This is a genomic window from Parasedimentitalea psychrophila (genome assembly GCF_030285785.1).
Classification (GTDB): Bacteria; Pseudomonadota; Alphaproteobacteria; order Rhodobacterales; family Rhodobacteraceae; genus Parasedimentitalea; species Parasedimentitalea psychrophila.
Genome location: NZ_CP127247.1, coordinates 3,869,519 through 3,884,938, shown reverse-complemented (window position 1 = coordinate 3,884,938; position 15,420 = coordinate 3,869,519). Strand labels below are relative to the sequence as shown.

The 15,420-nt window shown below is 52.2% G+C and carries 7 protein-coding genes, 3 tRNA genes, 3 rRNA genes and 2 pseudogenes; 9 read left to right on the top strand and 6 right to left on the bottom strand.

Annotation, left to right across the window (positions count from 1 at the left end):
- Window positions 1-105 precede the first annotated feature (105 nt).
- The 9 genes and pseudogenes from QPJ95_RS18860 to QPJ95_RS18820 all read left to right on the top strand — a co-directional run.
- Entirely contained in the window at window positions 106-819 is a 714-nt protein-coding gene (locus QPJ95_RS18860; protein WP_286018188.1) for a hypothetical protein, read from the top strand.
- An 82-nt stretch (window positions 820-901) separates the two neighbouring features.
- The gene (locus tag QPJ95_RS18855; protein WP_313851748.1) at window positions 902-1,141 is read left to right on the top strand and encodes a helix-turn-helix transcriptional regulator; all 240 of its coding nucleotides are present in this window, start codon (window positions 902-904) and stop codon (window positions 1,139-1,141) included.
- 136 nt (window positions 1,142-1,277) lie between these two features.
- On the top strand, window positions 1,278-1,499 hold the full coding sequence (locus QPJ95_RS18850) for a hypothetical protein (protein ID WP_270921285.1): 222 nt from the start codon (window positions 1,278-1,280) through the stop codon (window positions 1,497-1,499).
- Between the two features lie 175 nt (window positions 1,500-1,674).
- On the top strand, window positions 1,675-2,553 hold the full coding sequence (locus QPJ95_RS18845) for a hypothetical protein (RefSeq protein ID WP_286018187.1): 879 nt from the start codon (window positions 1,675-1,677) through the stop codon (window positions 2,551-2,553).
- Window positions 2,554-2,635: 82 nt separating this feature from the next.
- Entirely contained in the window at window positions 2,636-2,824 is a 189-nt protein-coding gene (locus tag QPJ95_RS18840; RefSeq protein WP_270921259.1) for a hypothetical protein, read from the top strand.
- Window positions 2,825-3,229: 405 nt separating this feature from the next.
- Window positions 3,230-5,110 (top strand): acyltransferase family protein, encoded by a 1,881-nt coding sequence (locus QPJ95_RS18835; RefSeq protein ID WP_270921260.1) that lies wholly within the window; start codon window positions 3,230-3,232, stop codon window positions 5,108-5,110.
- 202 nt (window positions 5,111-5,312) lie between these two features.
- A protein-coding gene (locus QPJ95_RS18830; protein WP_286018159.1) for an IS3 family transposase occupies window positions 5,313-6,400 on the top strand; the annotation gives its coding sequence in 2 pieces (ribosomal slippage) (window positions 5,313-5,574 and window positions 5,574-6,400; 1,089 coding nt in all).
- 41 nt (window positions 6,401-6,441) lie between these two features.
- A pseudogene (locus QPJ95_RS18825) lies at window positions 6,442-7,089 on the top strand (IS3 family transposase); the annotation flags it as partial.
- Window positions 7,090-7,130: 41 nt separating this feature from the next.
- Window positions 7,131-8,155, top strand: a pseudogene (locus QPJ95_RS18820) (IS3 family transposase); the annotation flags it as partial.
- A gap of 231 nt (window positions 8,156-8,386) precedes the next feature.
- Here the strand turns inward: QPJ95_RS18820 and QPJ95_RS18815 are convergent.
- From QPJ95_RS18815 to QPJ95_RS18790, 6 genes are all read right to left on the bottom strand, one after another.
- Window positions 8,387-8,463: transfer RNA gene (locus QPJ95_RS18815), tRNA-Met, on the bottom strand.
- A 136-nt stretch (window positions 8,464-8,599) separates the two neighbouring features.
- Window positions 8,600-8,714: ribosomal RNA gene (gene rrf, locus QPJ95_RS18810) — 5S ribosomal RNA — on the bottom strand.
- A 273-nt stretch (window positions 8,715-8,987) separates the two neighbouring features.
- Window positions 8,988-11,884, bottom strand: a 23S ribosomal RNA gene (locus QPJ95_RS18805).
- A gap of 518 nt (window positions 11,885-12,402) precedes the next feature.
- Window positions 12,403-12,478 (bottom strand) — tRNA-Ala (locus QPJ95_RS18800).
- 201 nt (window positions 12,479-12,679) lie between these two features.
- A tRNA-Ile gene (locus QPJ95_RS18795) sits at window positions 12,680-12,756 on the bottom strand.
- A gap of 267 nt (window positions 12,757-13,023) precedes the next feature.
- Window positions 13,024-14,490, bottom strand: a 16S ribosomal RNA gene (locus QPJ95_RS18790).
- Together the 16S, 23S and 5S rRNA genes with 3 tRNA genes alongside form the textbook arrangement of a ribosomal RNA operon.
- Between the last annotated feature and the right edge of the window lie 930 nt (window positions 14,491-15,420).

Sequence of the window (15,420 nt, the reverse complement as noted above, 5' to 3'; positions counted from 1 at the left end):
GGATAGCTCTACCCGGGGCATACCCCGCCCCACGTTTACTCTAACCAGAGCAAAAAGCGTCTTTGAGATGAGATGGCCAAAGAGAGGTTTTGTGTCTTGGACACTATGAATATTTGGAAGCGTTCTATTTGGCTCGAAAATTCCGCACGTACATTTGCCAAGCACTTTTACAAAGATGAATGGCAAGCCGCGTTGACGCAAAGGCGAGATAAGTCTTGGCCTGAAGTTGTTAAGGAAGCAGCAGCCCAAGGCAAGGAAGATGGCCATGAAGGCATGGAACTGTTCGCTTACAGTGTTCTCGAAGTAGGTAAACTTGATCGTCAAAAGAATGAGATCCTGGAAAGAGCCACCAAGGAAATCCTTCAAAGATTGCAGGACGGTAGATTTCGGGCTTTTGGCTTCGATCATCCGAGGACTATGGACACGATACCAGTTCAAATTCCACGAGATGCTTGGTGCGACAACACGAAGCTCGACAGTGACAAGCTCAGCTACCAATCCATGACACTTGTCGGTGTACGCATTCGCATGGCACCGGAAAGCGTTGATACGGAGCCGAAAAAACAGCTTCGTGCGCAGCCAAAGAAAACCGGTCGTCCAACGATTAAGGACGATGTAGAGGCAGCTTTCCGTGCCCTGAATGCTCTTGGAGAAATTAACGTCAACCTGTCGGCGAAGGCGCATTTTGATTTAGTTAGGCAGCAACTGCACAACACCCATCCCCAAAAATATCCCGAGGACGGGAAGCCCGGAAACGAAGGCATTCGTCCACATTTTACTCTCCTTTTCAATGAGTTGAAGGAAAACAGTAAACAGTAAACTCCAGCGGGATTTACTGATATTTTTACTGTTTTTGATTTGAGCCAGAACCAAAGCATCGAAGCGTAACTGGAGCAAACCGATGCACGAAATGGTTCAAAACCAAAAAACAAACCAAGCCGCCCTAGACTATCTGGACGGCTTTATTGACGAAACACGGGCCGCAGACTTTCTCTGCCAAAGTGTCCGGACACTGCAAAAATGGCGTGTCACCGGCTTTGGCCCCTCCTTCTACAAACCGGGGCGTTCCGTGCGGTATCGCCGCCGTGATCTGCGGGACTGGGCCGAGAGCCGTCGCCGGAAAAGTACTTCTCAACACTGAGTTTTGCCCGTGCGGGCTTGGCAGCACCGTACGGGATTTTGGGGCCGGATGGCTTCACTAAGGCGCGGGATCAAATGGTATTCCGCGCCTTTCCCACATTCAAATTCAACTTACCGATCAATCTAGGAGACAGACCATGCCCAATCTTCCTGCCCATAAAATCAAACTGGGCCTGACCACCGCAGCCATCTGGAAAAATGACGGATCATACTCGGTCGACATCACCCGGTCTTACAAAACCTGTGAAGGCGATTGGAAAAACACATCCGGTTTTTTCCATTCTGACCTTCTGAACATCGCCAAATGTGCGAAGCGGGCTGAAATCTGGATCAGTCGACAGCTTAGCACCCAGCAATAACACCCAAGCCGGGCACCAGCCCGGCCCCAAAACCTAAAGCTGCCCCGCCGGAGGCACCACTTACGGCGGGCAGCATCCACTCAAACACCCAAAAAACCGCATCGCCACAACGGCGCAATTAAGGGGGGTCTTGTAACACCCCCCTCCACGAATACGAAAGTGTAGGAGAGCGTAGATGGACGGAGAGATCCTGCATTCAGGTTTTGACGCGCTGAAATTCACCCTGCAAACCGACATCCCACCAAAGCTGCGCGCTGAACTGGCTTCAGCCAAGGAACACGCAAAACAAACCTACAGCGATTGCCTGGTTGATTTTGGTTCTGTCACTTTGAGCGTCACCAACAAAGGCGCACGGGGCTTCACAGCCCATACCGGCGATCATGGCGCGGTCTGGCTATTCCAAGATCCAGAGGACCGCATTCCAAACAATCCCGGCATCACTGTTGATTTCCGGGCCTTCGGGCTTGCCACGGGTGGGCTAGAAAGCGCTGAGAGACACTTCAGGGACTGCATGGACGCCTTCGGGATAAACTACGCTGAAACCCAACTACGGATCGCGCGGGCAGATTTCGCGGTAGATTTTCTAGCCCCTTGGTTTGAGCCTGATCGCGACGCATTGGTGGTGCCACCAGGCACCAATGTCACCGAATATGCTGGCGTTGATGAAACCACGACCAATGCCATCGGCGCGCGCGTGAATGGTCTACGCGCAGGGGCGCTCGGCAACCGGCAGTTGGGGATTTATGACAAGCGGGCCGAAGTGATCCAAACAAACAAAATGGGCTGGCTGACGATCTGGAACGCCGCCCTCGCCGCAAATGGAAAACCACAGCTTGATCTAAGCGACCGCGACCGAAGCCAAGTCTGGCGCTTTGAATTGCGCCTTGGCTCCAAACAGCTTCGCAATCGGTTTGAGATGCGTAACTGGCAGGATGTACATGACATCATGGGAGACGTCTTTACAGACGCGCTAGGCCGCATGCGCTACTGCATTCCCCACAACAGACCGCAATCGCGCCCGTTGGCCCGTTCATGGGTTATGGCAGCAATTTGAAGCCGTTATCGGCAATGATCTTCTGCAAAACTGCGCCGGGGTTTTACCCAGCGACGTGATTGAGGCGAACCGGGCCGCCAAAATGCGGGATTTGGACGCACTGCTTGTCGGGATATTCATCACCCGCGCGGCAATATCTGACGTATCAGGCGACGACTTCGACGACTTCATGGACAACCATGTGGAAGCGCTAATGCGGCAGGCGAAAGAGCATCCAGTTCCGGTCGAGGATCGGATTGGTAAAGCACGGGCGAGGTATCGGCTGACGTGAGATCGGAGAAAAGGCGGTTGCGGGCTTTCGCTGCGGTCAGCACCAACGGCAGCTATGCGCAGGTACCGACCTTTGCAAAGTTCGCGGACGGGCCAGAGCGGGCGTTCGTGTGACTTTGCCATGATTGAACACTCCGTTGAGATCATACCCCAGTAAATTTACACTTCGGTTCAGAAGCCCAGCTTATTGTTACAGGATGTATGATGACGTGAGGGCGAGTTTCGGTTTTCGAAGTGAGGTGCATGATCCTCTGCATTTGGAGAGCGTAGCATTAGACGGCATGTTGCATACACATATAACATGTGGCTATTAGGAGTCTTGGTAGCGGTTTCGCCACTTACAATGTCTGTAGGGATACGAAATGTACTCCACAGTTTTTACCTAGGCACTACAAGGCCGTATTACATGAATTACCGACCCGAGATTGATGGCCTGCGTGCACTGGCGGTGGTGCCCGTCGTACTTTCCCATGCCGGGTTGGCGTTTTTCAGCGGCGGTTATGTAGGCGTTGATATCTTCTTTGTAATTTCAGGCTACCTCATTACGGGAATTCTTCTGCGCGAGCTCCAGAATGGAAATTTTTCGTTCCTGAATTTCTATGAACGACGAGCACGCAGGATTCTTCCTGCATTGTTTTTTGTCATCTTTTGTAGCGTGCCCTTCGCTCTGCTCTGGATGCCACCTTCACAGTTAATGGATTACTCAAGAAGCTTAGCCGCGGTTATGCTATTCGTATCCAACGTCCACTTCTGGGAAACCGCAGGGTATTTCGGTCTAGACGCGGCATTGAAGCCTCTATTGCACACTTGGAGTCTTGCTGTAGAGGAACAATTCTACATGCTTTTCCCCATGTTACTGGTGTTGACGAAACGTTGGTCTATCCGCCAGAAACTAACGGGCCTACTTGTCCTAGCGGCGTTGAGCCTCAGCCTCAGCGAATGGGGCTGGCGGAACGAACCAGAAGCCAATTTCTATTTCACTTTTTCCAGATTCTGGGAATTGCTATCTGGGGCGATTACCGCGGTAGCTATGCATGACAAACGGCCAAGTAGCAATAATTCTCTGGCAGTAATCGGCCTTATTTTAATTTTATTTTCAATTACCGTATTCGATGAAAAAACACCTTTTCCATCGATCTACACGTTAGTGCCGGTGCTTGGTGCCATGCTGCTGCTGCGGTTCGCGCACAGAGGCACATTTGTTGCGCAGATCCTATCTCTCCGGCCAATAATTGGAATCGGATTGATCAGCTATAGCGCCTACCTTTGGCACCAGCCGCTACTCGCTTTCGCTCGAATTCGTAGTATAATTGAGCCGAATCCTTTCTTCATGATATTTCTGGCCGGTTTTTCTTTTGCACTGGCTTATCTGAGTTGGCGTTTCGTTGAAAAACCATTTCGCCGCGGCCCAGTACCAGCATTGCCAGGTAAGCCGCTGTTCCTAGGCACAAGCAGTATAATTATTATTTTTTTAGTTTCTATCGGCCTTTATGGTGAGTCACAGAAAGGGTTCATTAACCATTATAACGATGCGCAACAGGCAGTTCTTTCTTCAGTCGGCCATACGGAAATAGATGCAGCTAGCATTAAAGGATGCCTCCTTCACATTGATGAAACTATCGCTGACTTCAATCCAGAATGCTTAAATCCAAAAGCTGATATTCTAATCGTAGGGGACTCGCATGCAGCGGCTTTGACATCGGGCCTACGCTTACACTACTCTATAAGTCAATTTAACGTGGCAGGTTGCCCTCCTCTCTTGGATTATGTCAACTCTACTCGCCCGAATTGCGCTAGATTGAACCTGAAGCTACCGGGTATTATTGCTGACCTACAGCCAACTCTAATAATACTGCACGCCAACTGGAAGCACTATGACCTTGGAGACCTCGTTGGGCTGGGCATGATGCTCGACCAATTCCAGTCAGCTTCACCCGAAACTCGCATCATGATTTTGGGCGGCGTTCCACAATGGCCGCCAAGCCTACCCGAGAGGTTGGTCATGTATGATGACCCACTTGCGGAGACCCGCTGGCTATTGACAAAACTGGCTGGAATTCGGGAGATCGATTTGAAATTGGCTGTAATCGCACGGTCCCGGGGCGCACTTTATCAGAGTTTGGTCGAGGACCTATGTAACGAGGATTATTGCCTCGCCACAGTGCCTCAACAAATTGGGTCCGGGCGCTCGCCCATGGCATGGGACTATGGGCACTTAACATTCGACGGTTCAATCTATATTGTAAAAAGCATTCTGGCCTCGGTTATTGCACGCTTGGTCTCATAATAGAGCATACGCATTGGCGGTGGGAATGCCTTTCAATACCCGCCCTTCATGTCTAACCGTCAGGTCCGCTCTGGGCTGGGAGTTGCCATTAGACGTGATTGGCACGAATGGCAGCTAATGGGCCGTTAGCTGGGTAATCCCCCCCGAAACTAAGGGGATGTGGAAGTAGAATTTTCTCGGCAGAATGCATGAGGAGATTTTGATGAAGATGACGAGATATAGCGAACCCCAAATTCTTGCGATCCTACGCCAAGCCGAAGGCGGTGTGCCTGTAACGGAGCTGTGCCGCGAGCACGGGATGAGCAACGCGTCGTTCTACAAATGGCGATCAAAATACGGTGGTATGGACGCGTCGATGATCAGCCAAATGAAGGCGCTTGAAGACGAGAACCGGCGGCTGAAAAAGATGTATGCCGAGATGAGCATGCAAGCAGAATTACTGAAGGAAGCCCTGGGAAAAAAGTGATCCGGCCAGCCTTACGACGGGGTCTGGCCGAGAAAGCGGTGGCGCGCCACGGTATCAGCATTGCGCTGGCCTGCCGCACGTTTGATGTCAGTGAGACGTGCTATCGTTACAGCCCGCTCTTGAGCGATGAGAACGAAGAGATTGCCGATCTGCTGGTTGGGCTGACGGCCGCACGGAAGACTTGGGGGTTTGGGCTATGTTTCCTGCATCTACGTAACGTGCAAGGTCATTCGTGGAACCACAAAAGGGTTTACCGGATTTACTGCGAACTGGAACTGAACTTGCGGATCAAACCTCGGAAACGGTTAAAGCGGGACAAACCCGATGCGCTGGCAGTGCCGGACGCCCCGAACATGACCTGGTCGATGGACTTCATGGCGGATCGCCTCGGGGATGGTCGGGCGTTTCGGCTCTTGAACGTGCTGGATGATTTTAACCGCGAGGGTTTGGGCATCGAGGTCGATTTTTCTTTGCCAGCCGAACGGGTTATTCGCAGCCTTAATCGGATCATTGAATGGCGTGGGAAACCAGGAACCATTCGGGTCGATAATGGGCCGGAGTACATCAGTGGTAAGCTGCTGGAATGGGCTGAGAAACAAGGTATTATCATCCAGTACATTCAACCCGGAAAGCCGCAGCAGAACGCTTACATCGAGCGCTATAATCGCACCGTCAGGCATGAATGGTTGGACCAACATATCATCGAAAACATAGAGGAGGCACAGGACTTTGCCACACAATGGCTATGGACTTACAATAATGACCGCCCGAATATGGGCCTCGGCGGCATCACACCCGCAATGAAACTGAAAATGGCCGCGTAAATTCTACGACCGCCCCCTGTTAAAAATGGGGGGATTACCGGAAGACTTGGGGGTTTGGGCTATGTTTCCTGCATCTACGTAACGTGCAAGGTCATTCGTGGAACCACAAAAGGGTTTACCGGATTTACTGCGAACTGGAACTGAACTTGCGGATCAAACCTCGGAAACGGTTAAAGCGGGACAAACCCGATGCGCTGGCAGTGCCGGACGCCCCGAACATGACCTGGTCGATGGACTTCATGGCGGATCGCCTCGGGGATGGTCGGGCGTTTCGGCTCTTGAACGTGCTGGATGATTTTAACCGCGAGGGTTTGGGCATCGAGGTCGATTTTTCTTTGCCAGCCGAACGGGTTATTCGCAGCCTTAATCGGATCATTGAATGGCGTGGGAAACCAGGAACCATTCGGGTCGATAATGGGCCGGAGTACATCAGTGGTAAGCTGCTGGAATGGGCTGAGAAACAAGGTATTATCATCCAGTACATTCAACCCGGAAAGCCGCAGCAGAACGCTTACATCGAGCGCTATAATCGCACCGTCAGGCATGAATGGTTGGACCAACATATCATCGAAAACATAGAGGAGGCACAGGACTTTGCCACACAATGGCTATGGACTTACAATAATGACCGCCCGAATATGGGCCTCGGCGGCATCACACCCGCAATGAAACTGAAAATGGCCGCGTAAATTCTACGACCGCCCCCTGTTAAAAATGGGGGGATTACCGTGTGCCTGTAACGGAGCTGTGCCGCGAGCACGGGATGAGCAACGCGTCGTTCTACAAATGGCGATCAAAATACGGTGGTATGGACGCGTCGATGATCAGCCAAATGAAGGCGCTTGAAGACGAGAACCGGCGGCTGAAAAAGATGTATGCCGAGATGAGCATGCAAGCAGAATTACTGAAGGAAGCCCTGGGAAAAAAGTGATCCGGCCAGCCTTACGACGGGGTCTGGCCGAGAAAGCGGTGGCGCGCCACGGTATCAGCATTGCGCTGGCCTGCCGCACGTTTGATGTCAGTGAGACGTGCTATCGTTACAGCCCGCTCTTGAGCGATGAGAACGAAGAGATTGCCGATCTGCTGGTTGGGCTGACGGCCGCACGGAAGACTTGGGGGTTTGGGCTATGTTTCCTGCATCTACGTAACGTGCAAGGTCATTCGTGGAACCACAAAAGGGTTTACCGGATTTACTGCGAACTGGAACTGAACTTGCGGATCAAACCTCGGAAACGGTTAAAGCGGGACAAACCCGATGCGCTGGCAGTGCCGGACGCCCCGAACATGACCTGGTCGATGGACTTCATGGCGGATCGCCTCGGGGATGGTCGGGCGTTTCGGCTCTTGAACGTGCTGGATGATTTTAACCGCGAGGGTTTGGGCATCGAGGTCGATTTTTCTTTGCCAGCCGAACGGGTTATTCGCAGCCTTAATCGGATCATTGAATGGCGTGGGAAACCAGGAACCATTCGGGTCGATAATGGGCCGGAGTACATCAGTGGTAAGCTGCTGGAATGGGCTGAGAAACAAGGTATTATCATCCAGTACATTCAACCCGGAAAGCCGCAGCAGAACGCTTACATCGAGCGCTATAATCGCACCGTCAGGCATGAATGGTTGGACCAACATATCATCGAAAACATAGAGGAGGCACAGGACTTTGCCACACAATGGCTATGGACTTACAATAATGACCGCCCGAATATGGGCCTCGGCGGCATCACACCCGCAATGAAACTGAAAATGGCCGCGTAAATTCTACGACCGCCCCCTGTTAAAAATGGGGGGATTACCCTGGGAGCTGCCGTTAGACGTGATTGGCACGAATGGCCGCTGATGGGCCGTTAACCCCTTACCCGCCTGTTTGCACCTGTTGCACGGTAGCCACGCTTCGAACTGGCTCCGCATGCTTCCACACGCGAAACCTAAACGCAAACAACCCCGCCGAAGCGGGGTGTAACGTGTTGTAATTTGTCTGTGTTATATTGGTTGCGGGAGTAGGATTTGAACCTACGACCTTCAGGTTATGAGCCTGACGAGCTACCGGGCTGCTCCATCCCGCGACAGTTTTGTTTGGGCTACCGCTTACGCTGCTTGAGCCCAGGTCAGTCTCTCTTGCGATGTGCGGCGAGACTGTGGTGCTTCAGGACGATGGTTTGTTCTGAAGGTATTGTTTGTTATCGTTGGGGATTTTTCTAGGTTTGGCGGTGCCCTACTCTCCCACACCTTAAGATGCAGTACCATCGGCGCAACAGTGCTTAACTTCCGGGTTCGGGATGGGACCGGGTGTTTCACTTGCGCTATGACCACCAAACCGAGGAAAATCCCCGCTTTGGAGAGATATACGGCGAGCTTGCAGAGCAAGCGCGCCGAGCAGGAGACAGTGTCTTTGCGAAGCAAAGGCGCGTTCCTGCATCAACTCCGGAGTGTTTGCCGACGGCAAGTCACTCCGTTTTGTCCAAGTCTTGTATAGTCTGATACGTGTCTTGCCGCCAGTTATGGCGACCTTAAGACACGGTTGGAATGTATGCTTTGATTGTCGTTCACAGAGTTTTTGTTATTGCTAACAGTCTGTCTATTACTGGATCAAATCAAGCCTATCGGGCAATTAGTACCAGTCAACTGAACGTGTTACCACGCTTACATCTCTGGCCTATCGACGAGGTGGTCTACCTCGGCCCTCAGGGATACCTTGTTTTGAGGGGGGCTTCCCGCTTAGATGCCTTCAGCGGTTATCCTGTCCGAACATAGCTACCCAGCACTGCCGTTGGCACGACAACTGGTCCACCAGTGGTTCGTTCACCCCGGTCCTCTCGTACTAGGGGCAACTCCTCTCAAGTATCCTACACCCACGGCAGATAGGGACCGAACTGTCTCACGACGTTCTAAACCCAGCTCACGTACCTCTTTAAACGGCGAACAGCCGTACCCTTGGGACCTGCTCCAGCCCCAGGATGAGATGAGCCGACATCGAGGTGCCAAACACTGCCGTCGATATGGACTCTTGGGCAGTATCAGCCTGTTATCCCCGGCGTACCTTTTATCCGTTGAGCGATGGCCCTTCCACTCGGGACCACCGGATCACTATGACCGACTTTCGTCTCTGCTCGACTTGTCAGTCTCGCAGTCAGGCTGGCTTCTGCCATTGCACTCAACGACCGATTTCCGACCGGTCTGAGCCAACCTTCGCGCGCCTCCGTTACGCTTTAGGAGGCGACCGCCCCAGTCAAACTACCCGCCACACAGGGTCCCGGATCCGGATAACGGACCGCGGTTAGACATCAAGCAGAGCAAGGGTGGTATCTCAAGGGAGGCTCCACCAAAACTAGCGTTTTGGTTTCGAAGCCCACCACCTATCCTGCACATGCTCGGCCTAATGCCAATGTGAAGCTGTAGTAAAGGTGCACGGGGTCTTTCCGTCTAACCGCGGGAAGCCTGCATCTTGACAGGCAATTCAATTTCGCTGAGTCTATGTTGGAGACAGCGGGGAAGTCGTTACGCCATTCGTGCAGGTCGGAACTTACCCGACAAGGAATTTCGCTACCTTAGGACCGTTATAGTTACGGCCGCCGTTTACCTGGGCTTCAATTCAGAGCTCTCACCCCTCCTTTTAACCTTCAGGCACCGGGCAGGCGTCAGACCCTATACGTCGTCTTACGACTTCGCAGAGCCCTGTGTTTTTAATAAACAGTCGCCACCCCCTGGTTTGTGCCCCCAGCTTCCACTTGCGTAGAAACCGGGCCTCCTTCTCGCGAACTTACGGAGGTATTTTGCCGAGTTCCTTCAACATAGTTCTCTCAAGCGCCTTGGTATTCTCTACCTATCCACCTGTGTCGGTTTAGGGTACGATCTCATGGAAGGGCTATTTCCAGGGACCTCTCAGCAGCCCATTCAATCCGATAAGGATGAACTACCTCTGAGATCCGTCACCACTTCCTGGCCCAGGAATATTAACCTGGTTCCCATCGACTACGCCTTTCGGCCTCGCCTTAGGGGTCGGCTTACCCTGCTCAGATTAGCTTTAAGCAGGAACCCTTGGATTTTCGGCGAGAGTGTCTCTCACACTCTTTGTCGCTACTCATGTCATCATTCTCACTAGTGATCTCTCCACCGGATGGCTTACGCCCCGGCTTCATCGAAAGATCCGGTCCTCCAAAATGCCCCGAAGGACACTAAAGAGGATAGGATCTATGTCACACTACGCTCTGCTACCATGCACTTACGTGCATCCTCGGCTTCGGCTCATGGCTTGAGCCCCGTTACATCTTCGCCGCAGGACAACTTATTTAGACCAGTGAGCTGTTACGCTATCTTTAAAGGATGGCTGCTTCTAAGCCAACCTCCTGGTTGTTTTGGTCGTCCCACCTGCTTTCCCACTTAGCCATGAATTAGGGGCCTTAGCCGGAGGTCAGGGTTGTTTCCCTCTTCACTACGGACGTTAGCATCCGCAGTGTGTCTGCCATCTAGTACTCCTCGGTATTCGGAGTTTGGTTAGGGTCAGTAAGGCTGTATGCCCCCATTGCCCATCCAGTGCTCTACCCCCGAGGGTATTCGGATGACGCTCTACCTAAATAGATTTCGCAGAGAACCAGCTATCTCCGAGTTTGATTGGCCTTTCACCCCTTGGCACAGCTCATCCCGATCTTTTTCAACAGATGTGGGTTCGGTCCTCCAGTGCATGTTACTGCACCTTCAACCTGGCCATGCCAAGATCACTCGGTTTCGGGTCTGATCCCACAAACTCATGCGCCCTATTAAGACTCGCTTTCGCTGCGCCTACACCTAACGGCTTAAGCTTGCTTGTGAGACCAAGTCGATGACCCATTATACAAAAGGTACGCTGTCAGGCCTCCGGATCCGAAGATCATTGGGGCCCTCCAACTGATTGTAGGCGTTCGGTTTCAGGTACTGTTTCACTCCCCTCGTCGGGGTGCTTTTCACCTTTCCCTCACGGTACTGGTTCACTATCGGTCAGTAAGGAGTACTTAGCCTTCGAAGGTGGTCCTCCGATCTTCAGACAGAATTTCACGTGTTCCGCCCTACTTAATACGTCCATCAGAGCTTAGAATACGGGACTATCACCCGCTATGGTCATGCTTCCCAACATGTTCTTCTCACTCATCTGGCTCGGCTGGTCCCCGTTCGCTCGCCGCTACTAGGGGAGTATCATATTGATTTCCTTTCCTCCGGGTACTTAGATGTTTCAGTTCCCCGGGTTTGCCTTTTTAACCCTATGTATTCAGGTTAAAAATACCTGGTTTACCAACTTATTTTGCCCTACCGCGCGGAGCGCTACTTGAGGGCGAACCCTTTCGTAGTCTCAACAAAGTAGTATAAATAAGAAAGTATCAGGTGGGTTGCCCCATTCAGAAATTCATGGATCAAAGCTTATTCTCAGCTCCCCATGACTTATCGCAGAGTATCACGTCTTTCATCGCCTCTTACTGCCAAGGCATTCACCAAACGCCCTTTTCGCGCTTGATTTGATCCAGAAATAGAAAGACTTGATATTTGCCCTACCGCCTAGCGGCTACTTGAGGGCGTTTGACCGCTCCCAACCAGCGTTGGAATGTAGAACAATCCGATCGATCAGAGAACAGAAGCTGGTAAGAAACTGTTCCCATATATCTCTGATATCAAAAGCATACTTTCCCGCTCGCACCATAGTAATGATGCGAACAATTTGAGCACGTCCCGTATGCAATCACCATCCGTGCGGGAGGTGACTGAAGAACGTACTCGGGTTAGTTTACTTGACTTGGACAACACCGTCGTTTCAGTCCGGCATACCCATAAACATCCGAGGAAACAGATGTCGTACAGGCTTGCATCACGCCCCCGAAGGGAAGATCAGCACCAATCTGAGGTCTCTCCCTTACTCGGGCGACCAACAGTATTGTTGATTATATCTCTCTAAACGATGTCAAGGCTTCTTGCGAAGCCACGTCCGATTGGACGTTCAAACATTCAAAGGAATGCTTGAAGATCTAATCAAAGTAAATTGGTGGAGCCTAGGAGGATCGAACTCCTGACCTCCTGAATGCAAATCAGGCGCTCTCCCAGCTGAGCTAAGGCCCCAGTTAATTTGCGCCGCAAATTGACTGGGCGTGCTGGCAGCCGACTTTCAGGGAAAGTCTGCGAGAAGCACTCAGTCATGTTCTGCGAGGCAGGGTGTAATCCTGAGACCCGCTGTCGGGACAGTCCACTGCGTAGACTACCCTGTCGCTTGTCACCAAGAGGACCTGTTATTCCCACTTGTCCGCGAAGCGGAAAGTGGGGTGGTGGGTCGAGGAGGACTTGAACCTCCGACCTCACGCTTATCAGGCGTGCGCTCTAACCACCTGAGCTACCGACCCGATTTTCATTCTGCATAAGCAAAACAAAACCAGTGTGCGAGCAGCACTCAGTGGTTATGTCACCGAACAGCTGCCGATAACGGCTGCTGCCGCGTGTTTCTGAAGAGATATGAGGACGGCCTGGCTCTGTCTGAGATCTTGCGATCCCAAACTGAGACTTGCGTCTCTATGATCATACACCCATTTCGGGCGCCGCTTCGTGAGAAGCGGAGATCTGCTAAGTGTTTCACGAGATCAGCAAGCTGATCTGGCTAGAAACATCCTTAGAAAGGAGGTGATCCAGCCGCAGGTTCCCCTACGGCTACCTTGTTACGACTTCACCCCAGTCGCTGAACCCACCGTGGTCCGCTGCCTCCTGTTGCCAGGTTGGCGCACGGCCTTCGGGTAGACCCAACTCCCATGGTGTGACGGGCGGTGTGTACAAGGCCCGGGAACGTATTCACCGCGTCATGCTGTTACGCGATTACTAGCGATTCCGACTTCATGGGGTCGAGTTGCAGACCCCAATCCGAACTGAGACAGTTTTTTGGGATTAACCCATTGTCACTGCCATTGTAGCACGTGTGTAGCCCAACCCGTAAGGGCCATGAGGACTTGACGTCATCCACACCTTCCTCCCGCTTATCACGGGCAGTTTCTCTAGAGTGCCCAGCTTAACCTGCTGGCAACTAAAGATGTGGGTTGCGCTCGTTGCCGGACTTAACCGAACATCTCACGACACGAGCTGACGACAGCCATGCAGCACCTGTCACTATGTCCCGAAGGAAGGCTCCATCTCTGGAGTTGTCATAGGATGTCAAGGGTTGGTAAGGTTCTGCGCGTTGCTTCGAATTAAACCACATGCTCCACCGCTTGTGCGGGCCCCCGTCAATTCCTTTGAGTTTTAATCTTGCGACCGTACTCCCCAGGCGGAATGCTTAATCCGTTAGGTGTGTCACCGAATAGCATGCTACCCGACGACTGGCATTCATCGTTTACGGTGTGGACTACCAGGGTATCTAATCCTGTTTGCTCCCCACACTTTCGTACCTCAGCGTCAGTATCGAGCCAGTGAGCCGCCTTCGCCACTGGTGTTCCTCCGAATATCTACGAATTTCACCTCTACACTCGGAATTCCACTCACCTCTCTCGAACTCTAGACCAGGAGTTTATGAGGCAGTTCCAGGGTTGAGCCCTGGGATTTCACCCCATACTTTCTGATCCGCCTACGTACGCTTTACGCCCAGTAATTCCGAACAACGCTAGTCCCCTCCGTATTACCGCGGCTGCTGGCACGGAGTTAGCCGGGACTTCTTTACTAGATACTGTCATTATCATCTCTAGCGAAAGTGCTTTACGACCCTAAGGCCTTCATCACACACGCGGCATGGCTGGATCAGGCTTGCGCCCATTGTCCAAGATTCCCCACTGCTGCCTCCCGTAGGAGTCTGGGCCGTGTCTCAGTCCCAGTGTTGCTGATCATCCTCTAAAACCAGCTAAAGATCGTAGACTTGGTAGGCCATTACCCCACCAACTATCTAATCTTACGCGGGCTGATCCTTCTCCGATAAATCTTTCCCCAAAAGGGCGTATACGGTATTACTCTCAGTTTCCCGAGGCTATTCCGTAGAGAAGGGTACATTCCCACGCGTTACTAACCCGTCCGCCGCTCGATCCCGAAGGATTGCGCTCGACTTGCATGTGTTAGGCCTGCCGCCAGCGTTCGTTCTGAGCCAGGATCAAACTCTCAAGTTGAAACGATCTTGCGATCGTGTCCTTGACGTCGAACCTCTGCACATATCGTCCCATTGTTCAAATGGGACAGTTTAACCGTTTGGTTGTGCTTCAGTTTCAAAAGAAACCGAAACCCTCCAAACAGTGAAGCTGACACTGGTCATCGGTTCGTATGCATATACGACCCTACCAGCGTTGATATATGCACAGGTTGATCCATCGAATGAACCAAACCGCCCACATATCTCTTCAGATATATAAATTTTCAAAGAGCAACAGACCAAAGGTCCTAGGCTCGTAAGCCCCAGAGACCAAAATCAAACCGATGCGCCAATCTCTCAGCACGCCCGCTTCAACCCCAATCTCCATCCCCCGTCTCTCCGAAGCGTCCCCGGTAGCACATCTGCGCCGCCGGTAGGGGGGTTCTAGGGTTATCGCACCCAGCCCGCAACAGCTAAATTACACAAATCGAAAGTTTCCTTAAAGAAAGCGGACAAACCTCGCAAAAACAACATCTTACGCCAAGATAAAGCCACCCCCCTGCCCCATTATCCCAGCACAAAACCAGCAGAACCGCCAAACCACAGCCCCCGGATCAACCATATAGCGCAACCCGCAGAGTTACCCACAGGCCTGCAGAACGCTTATGTCGAGCGAGACAACCGACTGTGCGTAACAAATGGCTGGCAAATCACATCTTTCACACAATTGAAGCGGTCTAAAACCACCCAACACAATGGCCATCGACATACAGCAATCACCGCCTGAAATTGGGCATCGGCAGGCTTACTATAGCGGGGTATGGCCTTCCGGACGTATCGACGCCGTATTCCGGGCAAATATGCTGCCCAATGCTGCCGACACAGAAACCCGTCAAGAAGGGCGGGTTCCGGACCACCGCTGCGGTCAGCTACCACGACAGCTTGGCGCAGTGAGTTCAAATGGGTGGCT

Coding starts and splice junctions, on each gene's coding strand:
- QPJ95_RS18855 (WP_313851748.1), top strand. CDS start 902: ATGCACGAAATGGTTCAAAACCAAAAAACAAACCAAGCCGCCCTAGAC.
- QPJ95_RS18845 (WP_286018187.1), top strand. CDS start 1,675: ATGGACGGAGAGATCCTGCATTCAGGTTTTGACGCGCTGAAATTCACC.
- QPJ95_RS18840 (WP_270921259.1), top strand. CDS start 2,636: ATGCGGGATTTGGACGCACTGCTTGTCGGGATATTCATCACCCGCGCG.
- QPJ95_RS18860 (WP_286018188.1), top strand. CDS start 106: ATGAATATTTGGAAGCGTTCTATTTGGCTCGAAAATTCCGCACGTACA.
- QPJ95_RS18850 (WP_270921285.1), top strand. CDS start 1,278: ATGCCCAATCTTCCTGCCCATAAAATCAAACTGGGCCTGACCACCGCA.
- QPJ95_RS18835 (WP_270921260.1), top strand. CDS start 3,230: ATGAATTACCGACCCGAGATTGATGGCCTGCGTGCACTGGCGGTGGTG.